Here is a 21,384-nt window from a genome sequence, read left to right as displayed (position 1 = left end):
GGTCGATTCTCTATACTGACGGAATTATTTAAGGTGTACGGATGACCATGATGCCCAGCAAGAACGAAGCCGTTACCGGGTTAATTCTCTCGGGCGGTGGGGCGCGGGCGGCCTATCAGGTTGGGGTGTTGTCGGCGATTGCTGATTTGTTGCCGGACCCACAAAGCAATCCTTTCCCGGTCATCGTCGGCACTTCGGCGGGCGCTATCAATGCAGTCAGCCTGGCTTGTGGGGCGATGCATTTTGCTCAAGCGGTGCAGCGTCTGAGCTGTGTCTGGCAGAGTTTCAGTACAGCTGATGTGTATCGCAGTGATTGGTCTGGCGTGCTGGCGCAGGCCAGCCGATTCATTGGCAACAGCGTGCTGGGGATTGGCGGACGTGTTCCGGTGGCGCTGCTTAATAGTTCTCCCTTGAAAGAGTTGCTGGTCAACGAACTGGACTTCACTGGGATATCCGCAGCGGTGCGCAGCCGTAAGTTGAATGCAGTTGCAATTACCGCCTTTGGCTATGATTCAGGGCAGGCGGTCACCTTCTACCAAGGTCGGGCCACCATTGACTCGTGGTTCAGGCATCGACGCATCGGGATTCCGACTCGTCTTGGCCTTGATCACTTGCTGGCAAGTTCGGCGATTCCACTGCTGTTTGCTCCGGTCAAAATCAATAACGAGTATTTTGGTGATGGTGCTGTGCGTCAGTCTGCGCCGATCAGTCCTGCCCTGCACTTAGGCGCGAATCGAGTACTTGTGGTGGGGGTGAGTGATCACTTTCAACAAGAGCGTGCGATCCATATGCCGAGGCATAACGGCGCCGCAAAGCCGCCAACACTGGCGCAGATTAGCGGGCACCTACTCAATAGCACCTTTATTGACAGCCTTGAGGGTGATATTGAACTGCTGGAAAGGATTAACCACCTGAGCGGCATGCTCACGCCGGAACAGCAGCAGGTGAGCCATCTGAAACCGGTTGAGGTGTTAGTTATTGCGCCTAGTCAGCCGCTGGATGAGATCGCGGCGCGCCATCGCAGCGAAATGCCTGCCTCGGTGCGTCTGTTTTTACGCGGCCCCGGGGCAACCCGCGATAGCGGTGCAGGGGTGCTCAGCTATTTATTGTTTGAACCCGGTTATTGCAGTGAACTGATCGAACTTGGCTATCAGGATGCCATGGCGCAGAAAGCTAAACTTTGCGCATTTTTGTCGCTGGGCGGTACTTCTACGCATAATCCGCTTCCGGTTGAGCAGGTACTGATTTAAAACGTAACCGGTCGGTTCAGTGAAAAAAATCTCAGCGCAAGGCGCATGTGCTGGGGGCAGCAGTTTAAACTGCGCCATACCGATGCTTTGTGTCGCATTTCCATAAGCATCGGTTATTCGAGGGATGGCGCTATAAGAAGTTGTCGCATGACGGCAATGCCATCCGCATTGCAATCCCTACAATCCTTCCCATCACCTGCTGCTAAAAGTAGGTATTTCCTTGTCAGGAGAGTTCAGATGTCTGTTCAGCACGACCCGGTGCAACGCGCCGATTTCGATCAGGTTATGGTTCCGAACTATGCGCCCGCTGCTTTTATTCCTGTGCGCGGTGAAGGGTCGCGAGTCTGGGATCAGAGTGGTCGTGAGCTGATCGACTTCTCCGGCGGCATTGCGGTTAACGTGCTTGGTCATGCACATCCAGCGCTGGTCAAGGCGCTGACAGAGCAGGCCAATACGCTGTGGCACGTGTCGAACGTGTTCACCAATGAGCCTGCGCTGCGCCTGGCTAAAAAGCTGATTGATGCAACCTTTGCCGAGCGGGTGTTCTTCTGTAACTCCGGCGCTGAAGCCAACGAGGCCGCTTTCAAGCTGGCCCGTCGCGTTGCTTTCGATAAGTTTGGTGAAGACAAATTCGAGATTATCGCGGCAGTTAACAGCTTTCATGGCCGCACGCTGTTTACCGTCAGTGTGGGCGGGCAGCCGAAGTATTCCGATGGTTTTGGTCCGAAGATCAAAGGCATCAGCCATATCCCGTACAACGACCTTGATGCGTTGAAAGCTGCTGTTTCGGACAAAACCTGCGCGGTCGTGCTTGAGCCGATTCAAGGCGAAGGCGGCGTAGTTCCGGCTGATCTGGCTTACCTACAAGGCGCCCGCGAGCTGTGCGACAAGCACAATGCGCTGCTGATTTTCGATGAAGTGCAAAGCGGTATGGGCCGTAGCGGTTCGCTGTTTACCTACCAACACTACGGCGTTACCCCTGACATCTTGTCCAGCGCCAAGGGGTTGGGCGGCGGCTTCCCAATCGGGGCTATGCTCACCACCAATGAGCTGGCCAAACATTTGGCTGTCGGCACTCACGGCACGACATACGGCGGCAACCCGCTGGCCTGTGCGGTGGCGGAAGCGGTTCTCGACACCATCAATACTCCAGAGGTGTTGGCTGGTGTACACGGTAAGCACGAGCGTTTCAAAAACCAGCTTGAGCAGATCGGCCAGCAGTACGGCGTATTCACTGAAGTTCGCGGTATGGGCTTGTTGATCGGTTGCGTACTGAGCGACGCGTGGAAGGGCAAAGCTAAAACCATTCTTGAGGCGGCTGCCGTTGAAAATGTAATGGTTCTGCAAGCAGGCCCGGATGTGGTGCGCTTCGCGCCGAGCCTGGTGGTTGAAGATGCTGATATCGATGAAGGCCTGGCGCGCTTTGAACGTGCAGTCGCCAAACTGACTCAGGCGTGATTTGTCCTCGCCCGCCAACCGTTATTGCGGTTGGCGGGTGTGTTGTCTGCTGTTCTGTTGCTCAGGCCAAATGGATCGCCTGAGACGTCTCAGGGACGAATATCTTGTGTGCTGCAGCCATTGGCGGCGGTTTTCTCCAGCCCACTCTGCGCGAGTGTTCTGGGGCTTTTCTTGAAAGGAGTGACACCATGCTGGTGATGCGCCCCGCGCAAATGGCTGACCTTGCGGAAGTACAGCGTCTGGCCGCGGACAGCCCGGTTGGTGTGACTTCACTGCCGGACGACATTGGCCGCCTCAGTGACAAAATCGAGGCGTCTGAAGCCTCGTTTGCAGCTGAAGTCAGCTTTAACGGCGAAGAAAGCTATTTTTTTGTGCTTGAAGACACCGAAACCGGCCGCTTGGTGGGTTGCTCGGGGATCATGGCGTCGACCGGTTATTCCGAGCCGTTCTACAGCTTTCGCAACGAAACCTTTGTGCATAACTCGCGCGAGCTGAAGATTCACAACAAAACCCACGTGCTCTCGTTGTGTCACGACTTGACCGGCAACAGCCTGTTGACCAGCTTTTATGTCGAGCGGCCGTTGGTCAGTACTGTATTTGCCGAGCTTAATTCCCGCGCCCGTTTACTGTTTGTCGCCACGCATCCTGAGCGTTTTGCCGATGCGGTTGTGGTTGAGATTGTCGGCCACAGTGATGAGTCGGGTGATTCGCCATTCTGGGATGCGGTTGGGCGTAATTTCTTCGACATGAACTACGCCGAGGCTGAACGCCTGTGTGGTTTGAAGAGCCGCACCTTCCTCGCCGAATTGATGCCGCATTACCCAATATACGTGCCGCTGTTACCTGACTCCGCCCAAGAAGCCATGGGGCAGGTGCATCCACGTGCGCAAATTACCTTCGACATTCTCATGCGCGAAGGTTTTGAGACCGATCACTACATCGATATTTTCGACGGTGGCCCAACACTACATGCGCGCACCTCGGGTATTCGTACCATCGCCCAGAGCCGAATGGTGCCAGTGCTTTTGGGAGAGCACGTGCAAGGTGGCGGGCGCATGTATCTGGTCAGTAACGGCCAACTGCAGGATTTTCGCGCCATCGTTGTTGAGTTGGATTGGGTGCCGGGTCGTCCGGTCACTCTGGATATGCAAACCGCCGAGGCCTTGGGTGTCGGTGAAGGCGTCAGCGTCCGTTTGGTCGCGATTTAAGGAGTCAGCATGATCGTTCGTCCAGTACGCAGTGCCGATCTCGCGGCCCTTATCGACCTGGCGCGCAGTACCGGCGCAGGCTTGACCACGTTACCAGCCAACGAAGAGCGCTTGTCGCATCGAGTTGGCTGGGCTGAAAAAACCTTCCGTGGCGAAGCCGAGCGGGCCGATGCTGATTATTTGTTCGTGCTTGAAACCGATGACGGCGAAGTGGTTGGTATTTCCGCCGTTGCGGGCGCGGTTGGTCTGCGTGAGCCTTGGTACAACTACCGAGTCGGCCTGACGGTTAGTGCCTCGCAGGAATTGAATATTCACCGGCAGATCCCGACGCTGTTTTTGGCCAATGACCTGACCGGTAACTCTGAGCTGTGCTCGCTGTTTTTGCGTGCCGACCACCGTACAGGTCTCAACGGTCGCATGCTGTCGAAAGCGCGCTTTATGTTTATCGCCGAATTCCCTGAACTATTTGGCGACAAGGTCATGGCTGAAATGCGCGGCATGTCGGATGAGCATGGCCGCTCGCCATTTTGGGAGAGCTTGGGGCGCCATTTCTTCAAGATGGAGTTCAGTCAGGCGGATTACCTCACCGGTGTTGGTAACAAGTCTTTTATCGCTGAGTTGATGCCTAAGTTTCCGCTGTACACCTGCTTTCTTTCCGAGGATGCGCGTAACAGCATCGCCCGTGTGCACCCCGATACCGAGCCTGCGCTGACGATGCTCAAAGGTGAAGGCTTCAGTTATCAGGGCTATGTTGACATCTTTGATGCTGGCCCCGCGGTTGAAGCCGAAACGCAGAAAATCCGTGCCGTGCGTGACAGTCAGACACTGGTGCTGGCGATTGGCACACCGGGCGACGATGCAAGCCCCTTCGTCATACATAACCGTAAGCGCGAGAACTGCCGAATCACGGCGGCACCAGCTCGTTTGGCGGCTGGCACTTTGGTGGTTGATGCTTTGACCGCCAAGCGTTTGCAGTTGTCGGCGGGCGATCAGGTGCGAGCAGTCAGTTTGTCGGCGCGCGGTTAAGTCGGGGCTAATACGAATCAGGCATTCGGTGTTTCGCCGGATCGCGAGAATTGCTGGGAGTGGTAAAACAAGATGAGCACTCATTACATTGCAGGGCGTTGGCACTACGGGCGGGGCGCGGCGTTTCAATCGCTAAACCCGGTGACTCAGGATGTACTCTGGGAAGGTCGTGAAGCCAGCGCAGAACAGGTCAATGCTGCGGTTGAAGCCGCTCGCGCTGCATTCCCTGCTTGGGCGTTGCTCGGCCTTGAGCGACGTATTGAAGTGCTTGAAGCCTTTGCCGCTACCCTCAAACAACATGCCGATGAGTTGGCTCGAGCTATCGGTGAAGAAACCGGCAAGCCGTTGTGGGAGTCGGCAACAGAAGCCAGCAGTATGGTCAATAAAGTGACGATTTCGGTACAGAGCTACCGTGAGCGCACCGGCGAAAAGAGCGGTCCATTGGCGGATGCAACTGCTGTGTTACGCCACAAGCCGCATGGTGTCGTGGCGGTATTTGGCCCCTACAATTTTCCCGGTCACCTGCCCAATGGACATATCGTGCCGGCCTTGCTGGCCGGTAATGCGGTGGTGTTCAAACCCAGCGAGCTGACACCAAAAGTTGCTGAGATCACGGTTAAGTGCTGGATCGAAGCGGGCTTGCCCGAAGGCGTGCTCAACCTGGTGCAAGGTGCGCGTGAAACTGGCGTGGCGCTGGCTGCGAATAACGCCATTGACGGTTTGTTCTTCACTGGTTCTAGCCGCACCGGCAACCTATTGCACAGTCAGTTTGCGGGTCGCCCAGACAAGATTTTGGCTCTGGAGATGGGCGGCAATAACCCGCTGGTGGTTGATCAGGTGGCTGATGTGGATGCAGCTGTTTACACCATTATCCAGTCGACGTTTATCTCAGCGGGTCAACGCTGCACATGTGCACGGCGCTTGCTGGTGCCGCAAGGCGAGTGGGGCGATGCCTTGCTCGCGCGTCTGGTCAGTGTTGCAGCGGATATCAAAGTTGCTGCCTTTGATGCCCAGCCAGCACCCTTTATGGGGTCGGTGATTTCCTTGGCGGCAGCGCAGCACTTGATGACGGCGCAGCAGCAGTTATTGGCTAATGGCGCCACTGCATTGCTGGAAATGACTCAGCCGTCGGCGACTGCAGCGTTACTAACACCAGGCATTATCGATGTGACCGCTGTGGCTGAGCGTGCCGATGAAGAGTTCTTTGGCCCACTGTTGCAGGTGATTCGCTACGACCAGTTTGCCGATGCAATTCGTGAGGCCAACAACACTGCGTTCGGTTTGGCTGCGGGGTTGTTGTCTGACTCTAAAGCCCGTTATGAGCAGTTCTGGCTTGAAAGCCGCGCGGGTATCGTCAACTGGAACAAGCAGCTGACCGGCGCTGCAAGCACTGCACCTTTTGGCGGTGTGGGAGCTTCGGGCAACCATCGTGCAAGCGCCTATTACGCTGCCGATTACTGCGCCTACCCGGTTGCTTCGCTGGAGACTGAAACCCTGAGCCTGCCTGCCACTCTGACCCCGGGAGTAAGCCTGTGAGCAATGCGTTTGAAGTGAACTTTGATGGTTTGGTTGGGCCGACGCACAACTATGGCGGCCTGTCATATGGCAACGTCGCATCACAAAGTAACAGTCAAGCTGGCTCCAGCCCGAAAGAGGCTGCCAAGCAGGGCCTGACCAAAATGAAGGCGCTGATGGACATGGGCTTCAAGCAGGGCGTACTGGCTCCGCAAGAGCGGCCGGACGTCAATGTGTTGCGCGCTATCGGCTTTACCGGCTCTGACGCAGAGGTGATCAGTCGCGCGGCTAAAGAGGCCATGCCATTGTTGGTGGCAAGCTGCTCGGCATCGAGCATGTGGACCGCCAATGCCTGCACGGTAAGCCCGAGTGCGGATACCGCTGATGGGCGTGTGCATTTCACGGCGGCCAACCTTAATTGCAAGTTTCACCGCTCGATCGAACACCCGACAACCAGCCGTATTCTGGCGGGTATGTTTGTTGATCAGCAGCACTTTGCCCATCACCCGGCATTGCCAGCGGTTGCCCAGTTTGGTGATGAAGGCGCAGCTAACCACACGCGTTTTTGCAAAGATTACGGTGACGCAGGCGTTGAATTCTTTGTGTTCGGGCGCAGCGCATTCGACAGCCGTTTCCCGGCGCCGCAAAACTACCCGGCTCGGCAAACCCTTGAAGCCTCGCAGGCGATTGCGCGCTTGCATGGTCTGAGTGATGACGGCGTGGTTTACGCACAGCAAACGCCCGCAGTGATCGATCAGGGCGTGTTCCATAACGATGTGATTGCCGTCGGTAATGGTGAGGTGCTGTTCTATCACCAGGATGCCTTCCTCGACGCAGACACAGTACTGGCTGAGCTTGCTGACAAGCTGGCGCGCCGTGGTGCGAACTTCAAACCGGTGTGCGTGCCTCGCGATGCGGTCACGGTTGATGATGCAGTCAAATCCTACCTGTTCAACAGCCAATTGCTGAGTCGTGCCGATGGCGGCATGTTGCTGATCGTTCCCGAAGAGTGCCGCAATAATTCCAACGTCTGGAATTACCTGCAGCAACTGACTAGCGGCAACGGGCCTATTCGTGAAGTTAAGGTCTTTGATCTTAAGCAAAGCATGCAAAACGGCGGTGGTCCTGCATGCCTGCGTTTGCGCGTAGCGCTTAAAGACAGTGAGCTGCAAGCGGTTAATCAGGGTGTGATCATGACCCCGAGTTTGTATGACACACTCAATGTTTGGGTCGATAAACACTACCGTGATCGCTTGAGCGAAAATGATCTGGCTGACCCGCAATTGCTAATTGAATGCCGCACGGCATTGGATGATTTGACGCAGATCCTTAAACTAGGCTCGGTTTATTCATTCCAACTCGCTTAAAGAGAGCTTTGACCATGTCCAATGATGCCCTGCAACTGATTCTTGAAGACACAGACGGCACCCAGCTGGAAACTTCCTGCACGCGCTTTGCTGTTGTCTGGCAGGGTAAAGAAGTGTGGATTCAACAAGTCGGTAACAACCAGTTGATGATCGGTGTAGATGTCGCTGAAGGTGACACCGAGTACGCCAATTTGCTGCTGCGCCCGTTGGCAACCAACCTGGTTAGCCTTGAGCTGGAAATGGAAAGCGCTGATCTTGATGATGGCGAGGGTCATGTGCACGGCCCAGACTGCAACCACTAAGCCAGTCAGTTGTGACAGAGCCGGTGTAGCCGGTTCTGTCTGGCTGAACCTCTAGAAGACTTGGCCTTGGCCCGGTTTCTCTGGGCAGATAATCGGAGTTTTATATGCTTGCCTTAGGAAAACTGCTTGAACTGACGTTGGCGGGGCGTGAGCCTGCAACGAAGATCCAGGTAACTACCGAAGGCACGCGTTTGCGTTGGTTGGCCGAGGGCGCGCTGGAAATTACCCCGCCAGCGGGCAAGGACAATGGCCTTGATCTGCTGTTGTCTGCCGGTATTCACGGCAATGAAACGGCGCCTATCGAGTTGCTCGATCGCCTACTTCATCAAATTGCCCGCAGTGAAATCAAGCCGCGTGTGCGGATATTGATCCTATTCGGCAATCCGCAGGCTATTCGCCAGGGCGAGCGTTACATTGAGCAGGACCTTAACCGTTTGTTCAATGGTCGCCACGAACAGGCCGAAGGCTTTGAGGCCATTCGCGCCAGTGAGCTTGAACATCTGGCTACAGCGTTTTTCCGTGATCCTGAGCGCTCACGCTTGCATTACGATTTGCACACGGCAATCCGTGGTTCAAAAATCGAGCAGTTTGCAATGTACCCCTGGGTTGAGGGGCGCGCGCATTCGCGTCGAGAGCTGGAGCGTCTAAACGCTGGCGGTATTGATGCGGTGCTCCTGCAGCGTAAGCGCTCAATCACTTTTAGCGCTTTTACTTACGAAACCTTGAATGCAGAAGCTTTCACCTTGGAACTGGGCAAGGCGCGGGCCTTTGGCGATAACCAACTAGTCAATCTTGACCTGTTGGAAGCGCGCATGCAGCAGATTATCGAAGGCCAAGAACCCGAGCAGGAAACTGCAGGGCTCGACGGTTTGCAAATATTCACTGTCGCCCGTGAAGTCATCAAGCATAGCGATGCATTCAGGTTTCACCTGCCAGCTGATATCGAGAATTTCAGCGAGTTGCCAGTGGGTTACGTGCTGGCTGAAGACGCTGGCGATGTGTGCTGGGTGATTGAACAGGGCGAGCGGATCATCTTCCCAAACCCTGCGGTAAAAAATGGTTTACGTGCCGGAATACTGATAGTGCCCAGCGATGGCGCTGAGCTCGCCTAGTTTGGGTTGCATCTGAACCCGGTTCTGCAACCCGCTCTACACTGCGTTTGATCAGGCCTTTTTACCCGTAGCTGTACCTTGTGAGTCACGCTGACAGCCTTTAGCATCAGTGCTTTAGTCATTTCTGGCGACTTCAAGGAAACCCTGACCATGCCAATTATCGATCTGCGCAGCGATACAGTTACATTACCAACCTCTGGCATGCGCGAAGCAATGCAGGCGGCGGAATTGGGTGATGATGTGTACGGTGAAGACCCAACCGTCACCCGCCTTGAAGTCTATTTGGCAGATAAGCTTGGCTTTGATTCCGGTCTGTTTGTCCCGACCGGAACCATGAGCAATCTGCTTGGGCTGATGGCGCACTGTCAGCGGGGCGATGAATATATCGTCGGCCAACAAGCTCACACTTATAAGTATGAAGGCGGTGGCGCAGCCGTGTTGGGCTCAATTCAGCCACAACCGATTGAAGGTGAAGCGGATGGCTCGCTGGATCTGACCAAGGTCGCCGCGGCGATTAAAATGGATGATTTCCATTTTGCCCGCACCCGTTTGCTGGCTCTGGAAAACACCATGCAAGGTAAAGTCTTGCCCTTGGAGTATCTGGCCGCTGCGCGTGAATTTACTCACCAGCATGGTCTCAGCCTGCATCTTGATGGTGCGCGCCTGTACAACGCGGCAGTCAAGCTGGGTGTTGAGCCGCGGGAAATAACCCGTCACTTCGATTCTGTATCTGTGTGCTTATCTAAAGGCCTTGGCGCGCCTGTCGGCTCGGTTCTCTGTGGTTCCGAAGCGTTTATTGGCAAGGCTCGGCGCCTGCGTAAAATGGTGGGTGGCGGGATGCGCCAAGCCGGGTTGCTCGCGGCGGCAGGTTTGTATGCGCTGGAGCACCAAGTTGAGCGTCTGGCGCAGGATCATGCCAATGCTCAGGCGCTCGGCGAAGGCTTGCGGGCGTTGGGTTATAGCGTTGAACCGGTGCAAACTAACATGGTTTACGCGCAGGTTGGTGAGCAGGCGGGTGCGCTGAAGAGCTTTTTTGCCGAGCGTGGCGTTAAACTCACGGCCGCTGCGCGTTTGCGTATGGTGACGCATCTGGATGTCAGTGCTGATGACATCAAGCGGGTGCTTAAAGGCTTTGCTGATTTCAAACAATCTTGACCTTTATCGCACAAACACTGTACCGATTGCTCAGGCCCTATATAATGCGGCCCTTTGCCGTCGCTCCGGCATTTGTTCGCGTGCGCTGAATTTGCGCCTGTAACCTGCTCTGGAGCGTGTGTTTACCTTATGTCATGAGCGTAGTTGAGCTGTTTTGGCTGATATTAGTCGCCGCCTTCTATGCTTTGAATGCTACGAAATATCGCCTAATTCCGTGGAAAAGCCTATGAAAAGCGCAGAAATCCGTGAAGCCTTCCTCCGCTTCTTCGAAGAGAAGGGGCACACTCGCGTTGCCTCAAGCTCACTGATTCCGGGTAACGACCCGACCCTGCTGTTTACCAACGCGGGTATGAATCAGTTCAAAGATTGCTTTCTTGGCCTGGAAAAACGCGCCTACACCCGTGCTACCACCAGTCAGAAATGTGTGCGGGCGGGCGGTAAGCACAATGATTTGGAAAACGTCGGCTACACCGCACGTCATCACACCTTCTTCGAGATGCTCGGCAATTTCAGCTTCGGCGACTACTTCAAGCGTGATGCGATTCATTACGCGTGGGAGTTTCTGACGTCCGATAAGTGGCTGAATCTGCCAAAGGAAAAACTTTGGGTCACGGTTTACGCCAGCGATGACGAAGCTTTTGATATCTGGACTCAGCAAGTGGGTGTGCCAACTGAGCGGATGATCCGCATTGGCGACAATAAAGGTGCGCCATATGCTTCGGATAACTTCTGGGCGATGGGTGATACCGGTCCTTGCGGCCCTTGCACCGAGATTTTCTTCGATCATGGCGAACACATCTGGGGTGGTCCTCCGGGTTCGCCTGAAGAAGATGGCGATCGCTATATTGAAATCTGGAATAACGTATTCATGCAGTTCAACCGCACTGCAGACGGTGTAATGCACCCACTGCCAGCGCCAAGTGTTGATACCGGTATGGGTCTTGAGCGCATTAGCGCTGTGCTTCAGCACGTCAACTCGAACTACGATATTGACCTGTTCCAGAGCCTGTTGAATGCTTCGGCCAAAGCCATTGGTTGTGCCAATGAAGGCCAGGCTTCGCTAAAGGTTGTGGCTGATCACATCCGTTCGTGCTGCTTCCTGATTGCTGACGGTATTACCCCGTCGAATGAAGGCCGTGGCTATGTGCTGCGTCGCATCGTGCGTCGCGCATGCCGCCACGGCAACAAGCTGGGCGCCAAAGGCAGCTTCTTCTATAAGATCGTTGCGGCGCTGGTGGCTGAGATGGGCGAGGCCTTTCCTGAGCTTAAACAGCAACAGGCGCATATCGAACGGGTACTGAAAACCGAAGAAGAGCAATTCGCCAAAACCCTGGAGCAGGGCCTCAAGATTCTCGAGCAAGACTTGCTCGAGCTTAAAGGCAATGTGATTCCGGGTGATGTGGTATTCAAGCTGTATGACACCTTTGGTTTCCCGGTTGATCTCACGGCTGACATCGCTCGTGAGCGTGAGCTGACCATTGACGAAGAGGGCTTTGAGCGCGAAATGCAGGCTCAGCGTGAACGTGCGCGTTCGGCTAGCTCCTTCGGCATGGATTACAACAACCTGGTAAAGATCGACAGCGACACGCGTTTCCTCGGTTACGAGGGCACTTCGGGTAGCGGCAAGATTATCGCTTTGTTCAAAGATGGTCAGTCTGTCGACACGCTGGCTTCGGGCGAGGAGGGCGTGGTTGTTCTCGATCAAACGCCTTTCTATGCAGAGTCTGGCGGGCAGGTCGGTGATAGCGGTTATCTGGAAGGTGCCGGTGTGCGCTTTGATGTGCGTGATACCACCAAGGCGGGTGGCGCATTCCTGCACCACGGCATCATCACTCAAGGCAGCTTGGCTGTTGGCGCATCGGTCAAGGCTGAAGTGGCTGCGGAGGTACGTCAGGCGACTGCTTTGAACCACTCGGCTACACACTTGCTGCACGCCGCGCTGCGCCAGGTATTGGGTGATCACGTTACCCAGAAAGGCTCATTGGTTGATAGCCAGCGTCTGCGTTTCGACTTCAGTCACTTTGAGGCGATCAAACCAGAGCAGCTCAAAGCGCTGGAAGACATCGTCAACGCCGAAGTGCGTAAGAATAGCGAAGTCGAGACCGACGAAACCGATATCGAAACTGCCAAAGCCAAAGGCGCTATGGCCTTGTTTGGCGAGAAGTACGGCGACGATGTGCGTGTATTGACCATGGGTGGTGGCTTCTCGGTTGAGCTGTGTGGCGGTACTCACGTTTCACGTACCGGTGATATTGGCTTGTTCAAAATCATCAGCGAAGCCGGTGTGGCTGCTGGTGTTCGTCGAATTGAAGCGGTTACCGGTGCGCAGGCACTTGCCTATTTAAATGGTGCCGAAGAGCAATTAAAGGAAGCTGCTGCACTGGTTAAAGGCAGTCGTGAAAACCTGTTGGATAAATTATCTGGCGTGATCGAGCGCAATCGTCAGCTGGAAAAAGAGCTTGAGCAGCTCAAGGCCAAGGCCGCCAGTGCGGCCGGTAACGACTTGGCTGGTTCGGCAGTTGAGATCAAAGGCGTCAAGGTGCTTGGCGCCCGAGTTGACGGCCTTGATGGCAAGGCTTTGCTAGCGATGGTTGACCAACTCAAGAATAAACTCGGCAGTGCAGTGATCCTGCTCGGCGGGGTGCTCGACGACAAGGTCGTACTGGTCGCGGGTGTAACTCAGGATCTGACCGCCAAACTCAAGGCCGGTGACCTGATGAAACAAGCGGCAACAGCCGTAGGTGGTAAGGGCGGTGGACGTCCGGATATGGCGCAAGGTGGCGGTGTGGATGTTGGTGCTGTGGACGCTGCGCTGGCACTTGCGGCCACCTTTGTCGAGCAGGGTCTGTAACAGCTGCGATTTGTGCTCGTCCAATGCTGGCGGGCGGTTACAGGTTTAATGGGTGCCCTTCGAGGGCTTAGGCGACATTGAAATGGCTTTGATCGTACAGAAGTTTGGAGGCACCTCAGTCGGCACTGTCGAGCGTATCGAGCAGGTTGCCGAAAAGGTTAAGAAATTCCGTGAACGCGGTGATGATATCGTCGTCGTGGTTTCTGCCATGAGTGGCGAAACCAATCGTCTGATTGAGTTGGCCAAGCAGATTGGCGACCAACCAGTTCCGCGTGAGCTGGATGTCATGGTTTCAACGGGTGAGCAGGTGACTATCGCCCTGTTGGCTATGGCCCTGATTAAGCGTGGTGTTCCAGCTATTTCGTACACCGGTAATCAGGTACGAATTTTGACTGATAGCGCGCATAATAAGGCGCGAATTTTACAGATCGATGATCACAAGCTGCGTACCGACCTTAAGGAAGGGCGTGTGGTTGTGGTTGCAGGTTTCCAGGGGGTCGATGAGCACGGCAACATCACCACGCTGGGGCGCGGTGGCTCGGACACCACTGGTGTTGCGCTTGCTGCGGCATTAAAAGCCGATGAATGCCAGATTTACACCGATGTTGATGGTGTCTACACCACTGACCCAAGGGTTGTCTCGCAGGCTCAGCGCCTGGACAAGATTACTTTTGAAGAAATGCTTGAAATGGCCAGCTTGGGCTCGAAGGTGCTGCAAATTCGCGCCGTTGAGTTTGCGGGCAAGTACAACGTTCCGCTGCGCGTGTTGCACAGCTTCCAAGAGGGGCCAGGTACCCTCATTACTATTGATGAAGAGGAAACCATGGAACAGCCGATCATCTCCGGCATCGCTTTCAATCGCGACGAAGCCAAGCTGACTATCCGTGGAGTTCCGGATGTTCCGGGCGTTGCTTTCAAGATTCTTGGGCCGATTAGCTCAGCCAACATTGAAGTGGACATGATCGTGCAGAACATCGCGCACGATAACACCACCGATTTTACCTTCACTGTGCACCGCAATGATTACCTGAATGCTCAGCAGGTGTTGGAAAACACCGCGCGTGAGCTCGGTGCTCGTGAGGTAGTCGGTGATACCAAAATCGCTAAAGTCTCGATTGTTGGTGTTGGCATGCGCTCGCACGCGGGCGTCGCCAGTCAAATGTTTGAAGCATTGGCTAAGGAGAATATTAATATTCAGATGATTTCGACTTCTGAGATCAAGGTCTCGGTGGTTATCGAAGAGAAGTATCTGGAGTTGGCAGTGCGCGCGTTGCATACAGCTTTCGATCTAGATGCCCCGACTCGTCAGGGCGACTAGATCAGGATATTCAGAAGGCGCGACTCAAACCCGCGCCTTTTGTCTTTTTTGATCGCGAGGGCGGGAAATTTTTTTTCTGCTTTACTGGTCAATACTTGGGTGAAGGCTTTACTTGTAATTCGTAGCGCCGACACCATTTTATATTTGCAGACTGTTGTCCCGTTCAATTTCCATGAGGTGAAAGGAATGCTGATTCTGACTCGTAGGGTCGGAGAGACCCTAATGGTGGGTGATGAAGTCACTGTCACCGTGCTTGGCGTCAAAGGTAATCAGGTGCGCATTGGGGTTAACGCCCCGAAAGAGGTAGCCGTGCACCGTGAAGAAATTTACCAGCGAATCCAAAAAGAGAAAGACGAAGAACCAAGCCATTAATTTAATTGAAATTTTGGCTTTGCAAACGGGGAAAACATGGTTATCATGCGCCCCGTGTTGCGGAGAGGTGGCCGAGTGGCCGAAGGCGCTCCCCTGCTAAGGGAGTACATCTCAAAAGGGTGTCGGGGGTTCGAATCCCCCCTTCTCCGCCATATTTTGCAGTATAGGGTTGGTCCTCGTTAGTTTGATAAGTTATTGAAATTATTAAATTTAACGGTTGAATTTAGTTTTAAGTTCCCTATAATGCGCACGCTTTAGTGCACTCATAGCTCAGCTGGATAGAGTACTCGGCTACGAACCGAGCGGTCGGAGGTTCGAATCCTCCTGAGTGCACCATATTCAAGTTGTCTTGCTTCGGTAAGGCTTCTAGTTTAACCAGAGGTGAACTGGTTTAAAAAAGCACAAATGCACTCATAGCTCAGCTGGATAGAGTACTCGGCTACGAACCGAGCGGTCGGAGGTTCGAATCCTCCTGAGTGCACCATATAGCGGTACAAAAAAAGGTCTGCAGCGATGCAGGCCTTTTTTCGTTGCGGGTAAAAAATATTAATCATGGGTCGTGCATTTATTTGCCTTTGACGCAGCCTGCTTGATCAAAGCTGACTTTGCTCTTGTTGCCTTGCAGGTCTTGATAGAAGTAGGTGAGACGACCATTGCTGCGATCGACCCGGTAGGGGCTGCCTAGCGCGCTCTCGACATCGGCTTTGGTCATTCCCGCCAGTATCTGTTTTTTTATAATCGCAGTGCGCCTTAGCTTGCCTGTGACGCGATTGCCACAGCCGTCCTGGCGTTCCCCGACAACCGTTGCAGGCGCATTGGTTTGTTTGCGGGTACGGGGTTTGGGCGTTGCCATTGGCGTGGGCTTGCCGCTACTTGGAGTCAGGTTTCGCGGGTTCTCAAGCTGTTGTCTATGCTCAGTGGGGCAGCCGTGGCCGGTGAATGTCAGGTTGCCTTGGCTGTCTTCACAGCGAAAAACATTCGCCGCATATAGGCTCGATGGCAGGGTTAATAGCGTGCAAAGCGCAAAGGGCGCAAACTTATGCATGGATCGTCCTCCTTGACGGTCGCAATGCTCGTGAGTCGCTTGGCTGTTTACCGTTTAAGTGTCTTGCATCTTTGGACGTGCGTCGCATTGCTGGGCAAGATCTATTAACGTTGATCCATGCTTCGTTCAGCAGCCTAGCTAATGGACAGCGTTGTCGTGCGAAGTTGTGTCAGGTGTCGTTAGTGTTGGTTTGCATGAAGCTGTGTTGCGTGATTCCGGCAGCATTGGCGAGCTATTCCAGCGCTGAGGTTTTCCGTGTAACCATTTGTTCTTGGAAACTTTTGTAACGTGCAATGCGTCTTAGCAGTGTTATCATCGTTTGCGTCAGCCTCGCCGAGGCTAGTGGAATACCACCATGGACTTACCCAGTAGTTACATCGAATCTCGATTGTGCAATCACGGACTGACTGATTGATCCCCTTTGGCGTGCACCGTCGCTGGGGATGGAGTGCGCCACATGACTGAAGTAGAAGCTAAAAAGCCACAAGAAAGCCTGCAGGATCGCCTGGCTCAGGTGGTTGAGCTGTTGCATAAGCAAAAGCTCGTTGAAGACCTGGCGCATCGTCAGGAAGGCCATCACCGGGACCTGGTTGAAAACCTGGTGCACCGGCAAAACCTCGCCGAACTCCAGCGCAAGCTCGATGAGCTGCACTCGGCTGACGTTGCGCACATCCTCGAAGCCCTGCCGCTTGAAGACCGTCTGACGATTTGGCAGTTGGTCAAGGCAGAGCGTGACGGCGATATCCTGCTTGAAGTGTCCGATGCGGTTCGTGAGACCTTGCTGGCTGACATGGAGGATCACGAGATCCTTGCAGCCGCCATGGAGATGGACGCTGACGAGCTGGCTGATCTGGCCTCTGAGTTGCCGCGTGACATTGTTCACGAGCTGATGGAAACCCTTGATGCGCAACAGCGTGAGCGCGTCCGCTCAGCGTTGTCGTATGAAGAGGATCAAGTTGGTGCGTTGATGGACTTCGAAATGGTGACCATCCGCGAGGATGTCTCCCTTGAAGTCGTGTTGCGTTATCTGCGCCGCTTGAAAGAGCTGCCGGGGCACACCGATAAATTATTCGTCGTCGATCACGACGGCGTGCTTAAAGGTGTTTTGCCAGTTAAGCGTTTGTTGGTTAATGACCCAGAAAAAATAGTCCGTGAAGTCATGGCCACCGATCCGGTGAGTTTTCATCCGGACGAAGATGCCTACGACGCCGCCCAGGCATTCGAGCGCTATGACCTTATTTCAACGCCGGTGGTGGATAAAGGCGGCAAGCTGATTGGTCGTTTGACTATCGATGAAATGGTCGACCTGATCCGTGAGGAAAGCGAAAGCGAAGTCCTCAATATGGCGGGTCTGCGCGAAGAAGAGGATATCTTCGCCTCGGTCTGGAAATCACTGCGTAACCGTTGGGCATGGTTGGCGATCAATCTGATCACCGCCTTCATGGCGTCACGCGTGATTGGTCTGTTTGAGGGATCGATCGAGAAGCTGGTGGCGCTGGCGGCGCTGATGCCGATTGTTGCGGGTATTGGTGGTAACTCCGGTAACCAAACGATCACCATGATCGTGCGTGCGATGGCGCTGGATCAGGTGAGTACCGGTAATACCTCGCGCTTGCTGCGCAAAGAGCTGGCGGTGTCACTGATCAACGGAGTGGTTTGGGGAGGCGTGATTGGCGCTGTGGCCTGGATTCTCTATGACAGTTACTCGCTGGGCATAGTGATGACCGCAGCGATGACCCTCAATTTGTTGCTTGCAGCATTGATGGGTGTGCTGATTCCGATGACGTTGGTGCGCATGGGGCGTGACCCTGCGTTGGGGGCTAGCGTAATGATTACTGCCGTGACCGATAGCGGCGGTTTCTTTATCTTCCTCGGGCTGGCTTCATTGTTCCTTATCTAGGGCTAATTCCAGTTCTTGCATCCGGGAGTTGTCTGGCTCCCGATGCAGGCACTGTCTAGCTGTTCACCTTCTTGCTTTGCTATCTGTAGCCCTGACGTTGGTTCGGCCTAGAGTTGGTGCCCTTGTGAGGGCATATTCACCAATATTAAGGGGTTTGCTCAAACGCTTGTTTCAAGCTAAGGTTCGGCAACTTTGCTTGGCATTACAGCTGGCCAGATAGTAGCAATTGACGCTAAAAGGACGGGTCATGGCTTCAACTAATCTTGTGCTCGAAGGTGTCGAACTCATGCTGTTTGGCATGGGATCGGTGTTTGTTTTCCTGACGCTTCTGGTGCTGTCAATTCGCATCATGTCACGTTTGCTTGAGCGGTTTGCACCAGCGGCAGTGCCGACCCCAGTTCGTGCATCTACAGCAGTGATTGACACTGCGCAGGCACCTGCGGCCGATGTGTTGGAAGCTATTCAAGCCGCTATTCATCAGCATCGCGCACGCCGCGGTTGATCTACAGTAGACAGGGATTTAGTAATGACAGTTACCAACACTGCTAATCAGCGTGCGCTAGGTATTACCGATGTGGTGCTGCGTGATGCGCATCAATCGATTCTGGCAACGCGCGTGCGCCTTGAGGACATGCTGCCAATCGCCCCGAAGCTGGATAAGGTTGGCTTCTGGTCGGTTGAGTCGTGGGGCGGTGCAACCTTTGACTCATGTATTCGTTATCTCGGTGAAGATCCCTGGGAACGCATCCGCCAGTTGAAGCAAGCAATGCCCAATACGCGTCAGCAGATGCTTCTGCGAGGCCAGAATCTGCTGGGTTATCGCCACTATGCGGACGATGTGGTTGAGAAATTCGTAGAGCGCGCGGCGGTCAATGGTGTTGATGTGTTCCGCGTATTTGACGCGATGAACGATCCGCGTAACCTGGCTACAGCGCTCAAGGCCGTTAAGCAGCAAGGTAAGCACGCGCAGGGCACGATTTCCTATACCACTAGCCCGGTGCATACACTGGATATGTGGCTGGATCTGTCCAAGCAGATCGAGGACATGGGTGCCGACTCCATCGCTATTAAAGATATGGCTGGCATCCTGACGCCTTATACCGCGTTTGAGTTGGTGACGAGGATGAAAGCCAGCCTGTCTATTCCGATTCACATGCAATGTCACGCGACTGCTGGCTTGTCCAGTGTGGCGATTCTGAAAGCGGTTGAGGCAGGAATCGATAACGTCGACACCGCTATTTCATCGTTGTCGATGACTTACGGTCACTCGCCGACTGAGTCTGTTGTGGCGATGTTCCAAGGGACTGAGCGCGATACCGGGCTCGATTTGCTATTGCTCGAAGAGATTGCTGCGTACTTCCGTGAAGTGCGGAAAAAGTACGCAAAGTTTGAAGGCAGCCTGAAGGGCATAGATTCGCGAATCCTTGTCGCTCAAGTGCCGGGTGGCATGCTCACGAACATGGAAGGCCAGCTCAAGGAGCAGGGCGCCCAGGACAAGTTTGACCAAGTGCTGGCAGAGATCCCGCGGGTGCGTGAGGACCTCGGGCTTATTCCGTTGGTTACGCCTACCTCACAAATCGTCGGTACTCAGGCGGTGATCAACGTCCTGACTGGTGAGCGTTATAAGTCCATCACTAAAGAAGCGGCTGGTATTCTCAAAGGGGAATACGGTTCAGCGCCTGCGCCATTCAATAAACAGTTGCAAGAGCGTGTTCTCGACGGCGCGCAGGCCATTACCTGTCGCCCTGCCGATCTGATCGACGATGAAATGGACAAGCTCAGCGCAGAGCTTGCAGCTATTGCCAAAGAACAGGGTTTTACCCTGGCGGCTGATGCGGTCGATGATGTTCTGACTTATGCACTGTTCCCGCAGATTGGTCTCAAGTTTCTGCAGAATCGCGGTAATTCAGCGGCCTTCGAGCCTGCGCCGAGTGGTCAGGAAGCTGTTCAGGCTGAGCCAGGAAAACCTGCGGTGTACACCGTTTCGGTCAAAGGTCAGGACTACGTCGTTGAAGTTAACGAGGGCGGTGATATCACCGGTCTTAAGTCGCTCGGTAGTGGCGCATCTGCCCCTGCGGCCGTTGCGCCGGTAGCGGGTGGCGAGCCTCAAGTTGCACCGCTGGCAGGTAACATCTTTAAGGTGCTGGTTAAGCCAGGTGATGTGGTTGAGGAAGGGCAGTTGGTGATCATCCTTGAAGCCATGAAGATGGAAACCGAAGTGCGTGCATTCAGGGCGGGCACCATCGGTGCGGTCAATACTAAGGTCGGTGATGCTGTGGCAGTGGGCGATAGTCTGCTGACTATCGGCTAGGGGAGACTTATGGAAAAGCTCCTGAAGTTATGGCAGAGCACCGGTTTGTATCATCTGGAGCCTGGCCAGGCACTGATGATCGTGATTTGCTTGGTGTTGATTTATCTGGCTATCAAGAAAGGCTTTGAGCCATTGCTGTTGATACCGATTGGGTTTGGCGGCTTGCTAGCCAATATTCCCGTTGCGGGTATGGCTGAAGGCAATGGCATTCTGCACCTGTTCTACGAAGTGGGCCTGCCTACTAGCGTGTTCCCATTACTGATCTTTATGGGTGTTGGGGCCATGACTGATTTTGGTCCGATGTTGGCGAATCCCAAAACACTGTTTCTCGGCGCAGCTGCGCAGTTCGGTATTTTTGCCACGCTGATTGGTGCGCTGGCTTTAGCATCGTTGGGGATTCCTGGGCTTGAGTTCACCCTGCGCGAAGCGGCTTCTATTGCGATTATCGGTGGGGCGGATGGTCCAACGTCTATTTTCGTAACGGCTAAGCTGGCGCCAGATTTACTGGGGCCGATTGCCGTCGCTGCGTATTCCTACATGGCGCTGGTGCCGTTGATCCAACCACCGATCATGCGCGCGCTGACCACTAAAGAAGAGCGCTCGATCGTAATGAAGCAGCTGCGGCCAGTGGGCCAGGCTGAAAAGATTATCTTCCCGTTGATCTTGTGTCTGCTGGTTGGCATGTTGTTGCCAGATGCGGCACCGCTGGTGGGCATGTTTGCCTTCGGTAACTTGTTGCGCGAAGCCGGCGTGGTTGAGCGATTGGCTGATACCTCGCGCAATGCGCTGATCAACATAGTTACGATTTGCTTGGGATTGACCGTGGGTTCCAAGCTTTCAGCCGAGTCTTTCCTGCAGCTAAAGACGCTGGGCATCTTATCATTGGGGATGGTGGCTTTTTGCGGCGGTACGGCTGCTGGCGTGCTGATGGCTAAAGCAATGAACCTGTTCAGCAGCAACAAGATTAATCCATTAATTGGTTCGGCTGGAGTTTCAGCAGTGCCGATGGCGGCGCGAGTGTCAAATAAGGTTGGCCTGGAAGCTAACCCGCAGAACTTCCTGCTGATGCACGCCATGGGGCCAAATGTTGCGGGAGTGATTGGTTCAGCCGTTGCGGCTGGAGTATTGCTCAGTTTCGTTGGCTAGTTTTACGTTGCAAGTGTCGCTGCTAGTGCGGCACTGGTTCAGTTTATT

The 21,384-nt window shown here is 54.4% G+C and carries 17 protein-coding genes and 3 tRNA genes; 19 read left to right on the top strand and 1 reads right to left on the bottom strand.

Features of this window, described 5'->3' with window-relative positions; genetic code table 11:
• Positions 1 to 41: 41 nt before the first annotated feature.
• From ACN0UH_RS17185 to ACN0UH_RS17115, 15 genes are all read left to right on the top strand, one after another.
• Positions 42 to 1,250: a patatin-like phospholipase family protein gene (locus tag ACN0UH_RS17185; protein WP_417663198.1), complete on the top strand. Its 1,209-nt coding sequence runs from the start codon at positions 42 to 44 to the stop codon at positions 1,248 to 1,250.
• A 237-nt stretch (positions 1,251 to 1,487) separates the two neighbouring features.
• Positions 1,488 to 2,708: an aspartate aminotransferase family protein gene (locus tag ACN0UH_RS17180; RefSeq protein ID WP_417663197.1), complete on the top strand. Its 1,221-nt coding sequence runs from the start codon at positions 1,488 to 1,490 to the stop codon at positions 2,706 to 2,708.
• Between the two features lie 188 nt (positions 2,709 to 2,896).
• Complete coding sequence (gene aruF / locus ACN0UH_RS17175) at positions 2,897 to 3,916, top strand: arginine/ornithine succinyltransferase subunit alpha (RefSeq protein ID WP_417663196.1); 1,020 nt, start codon at positions 2,897 to 2,899, stop codon at positions 3,914 to 3,916.
• 9 nt (positions 3,917 to 3,925) lie between these two features.
• On the top strand, positions 3,926 to 4,942 hold the full coding sequence (gene astA, locus ACN0UH_RS17170) for an arginine N-succinyltransferase (RefSeq protein ID WP_417663195.1): 1,017 nt from the start codon (positions 3,926 to 3,928) through the stop codon (positions 4,940 to 4,942).
• Between the two features lie 72 nt (positions 4,943 to 5,014).
• Positions 5,015 to 6,478 carry a succinylglutamate-semialdehyde dehydrogenase gene (gene astD / locus ACN0UH_RS17165; protein ID WP_417663194.1) on the top strand — a complete coding sequence of 488 codons (1,464 nt, stop codon included), beginning with the start codon at positions 5,015 to 5,017 and terminating at the stop codon, positions 6,476 to 6,478.
• The gene (astB, locus tag ACN0UH_RS17160; protein ID WP_417663193.1) at positions 6,475 to 7,824 is read left to right on the top strand and encodes an N-succinylarginine dihydrolase; all 1,350 of its coding nucleotides are present in this window, start codon (positions 6,475 to 6,477) and stop codon (positions 7,822 to 7,824) included. Before astD ends, astB begins: the two co-directional genes overlap by 4 nt.
• Positions 7,825 to 7,838: 14 nt before the next feature.
• On the top strand, positions 7,839 to 8,126 hold the full coding sequence (locus ACN0UH_RS17155) for a topoisomerase II (RefSeq protein WP_089359228.1): 288 nt from the start codon (positions 7,839 to 7,841) through the stop codon (positions 8,124 to 8,126).
• Positions 8,127 to 8,230: 104 nt separating this feature from the next.
• On the top strand, positions 8,231 to 9,238 hold the full coding sequence (astE, locus tag ACN0UH_RS17150) for a succinylglutamate desuccinylase (RefSeq protein ID WP_417663192.1): 1,008 nt from the start codon (positions 8,231 to 8,233) through the stop codon (positions 9,236 to 9,238).
• Between the two features lie 150 nt (positions 9,239 to 9,388).
• Complete coding sequence (gene ltaE, locus ACN0UH_RS17145) at positions 9,389 to 10,393, top strand: low-specificity L-threonine aldolase (protein WP_417663191.1); 1,005 nt, start codon at positions 9,389 to 9,391, stop codon at positions 10,391 to 10,393.
• A 226-nt stretch (positions 10,394 to 10,619) separates the two neighbouring features.
• Positions 10,620 to 13,244 (top strand): alanine--tRNA ligase, encoded by a 2,625-nt coding sequence (gene alaS / locus ACN0UH_RS17140; RefSeq protein WP_417663190.1) that lies wholly within the window; start codon positions 10,620 to 10,622, stop codon positions 13,242 to 13,244.
• Between the two features lie 82 nt (positions 13,245 to 13,326).
• Positions 13,327 to 14,562: an aspartate kinase gene (locus ACN0UH_RS17135; protein WP_417663189.1), complete on the top strand. Its 1,236-nt coding sequence runs from the start codon at positions 13,327 to 13,329 to the stop codon at positions 14,560 to 14,562.
• Between the two features lie 186 nt (positions 14,563 to 14,748).
• On the top strand, positions 14,749 to 14,934 hold the full coding sequence (gene csrA / locus ACN0UH_RS17130; RefSeq protein ID WP_010490393.1) for a carbon storage regulator CsrA: 186 nt from the start codon (positions 14,749 to 14,751) through the stop codon (positions 14,932 to 14,934).
• A gap of 61 nt (positions 14,935 to 14,995) precedes the next feature.
• Positions 14,996 to 15,086: transfer RNA gene (locus ACN0UH_RS17125), tRNA-Ser, on the top strand.
• A 107-nt stretch (positions 15,087 to 15,193) separates the two neighbouring features.
• Positions 15,194 to 15,270 (top strand) — tRNA-Arg (locus ACN0UH_RS17120).
• A 71-nt stretch (positions 15,271 to 15,341) separates the two neighbouring features.
• Positions 15,342 to 15,418 (top strand) — tRNA-Arg (locus tag ACN0UH_RS17115).
• 81 nt (positions 15,419 to 15,499) lie between these two features.
• Here ACN0UH_RS17115 and bamE read toward each other — a convergent pair.
• Positions 15,500 to 15,979, bottom strand: coding sequence for an outer membrane protein assembly factor BamE domain-containing protein (bamE, locus tag ACN0UH_RS17110; protein WP_417663188.1), 480 nt, complete (start codon positions 15,977 to 15,979; stop codon positions 15,500 to 15,502).
• Between the two features lie 457 nt (positions 15,980 to 16,436).
• Here bamE and mgtE point away from each other — a divergent pair, with 457 nt between their 5' ends.
• The 4 genes from mgtE to ACN0UH_RS17090 all read left to right on the top strand — a co-directional run bounded on the left by mgtE (position 16,437) and on the right by ACN0UH_RS17090 (position 21,336).
• The gene (gene mgtE, locus ACN0UH_RS17105; protein WP_417663187.1) at positions 16,437 to 17,879 is read left to right on the top strand and encodes a magnesium transporter; all 1,443 of its coding nucleotides are present in this window, start codon (positions 16,437 to 16,439) and stop codon (positions 17,877 to 17,879) included.
• A gap of 247 nt (positions 17,880 to 18,126) precedes the next feature.
• Positions 18,127 to 18,381: an OadG family protein gene (locus ACN0UH_RS17100; RefSeq protein ID WP_417663186.1), complete on the top strand. Its 255-nt coding sequence runs from the start codon at positions 18,127 to 18,129 to the stop codon at positions 18,379 to 18,381.
• A gap of 24 nt (positions 18,382 to 18,405) precedes the next feature.
• Complete coding sequence (gene oadA / locus ACN0UH_RS17095; protein WP_417663185.1) at positions 18,406 to 20,190, top strand: sodium-extruding oxaloacetate decarboxylase subunit alpha; 1,785 nt, start codon at positions 18,406 to 18,408, stop codon at positions 20,188 to 20,190.
• Between the two features lie 9 nt (positions 20,191 to 20,199).
• Entirely contained in the window at positions 20,200 to 21,336 is a 1,137-nt protein-coding gene (locus ACN0UH_RS17090) for a sodium ion-translocating decarboxylase subunit beta (protein WP_417663184.1), read from the top strand.
• The last annotated feature ends 48 nt before the right edge of the window (positions 21,337 to 21,384 follow it).

Origin of the sequence: Pseudomonas sp. (genome assembly GCF_048265905.1) — a bacterium.
Classification (GTDB): Bacteria; Pseudomonadota; Gammaproteobacteria; order Pseudomonadales; family Pseudomonadaceae; genus Aquipseudomonas.
Note: the sequence above shows the minus strand (reverse complement) of the source record. Positions and strands in the feature narration are given on the sequence as shown.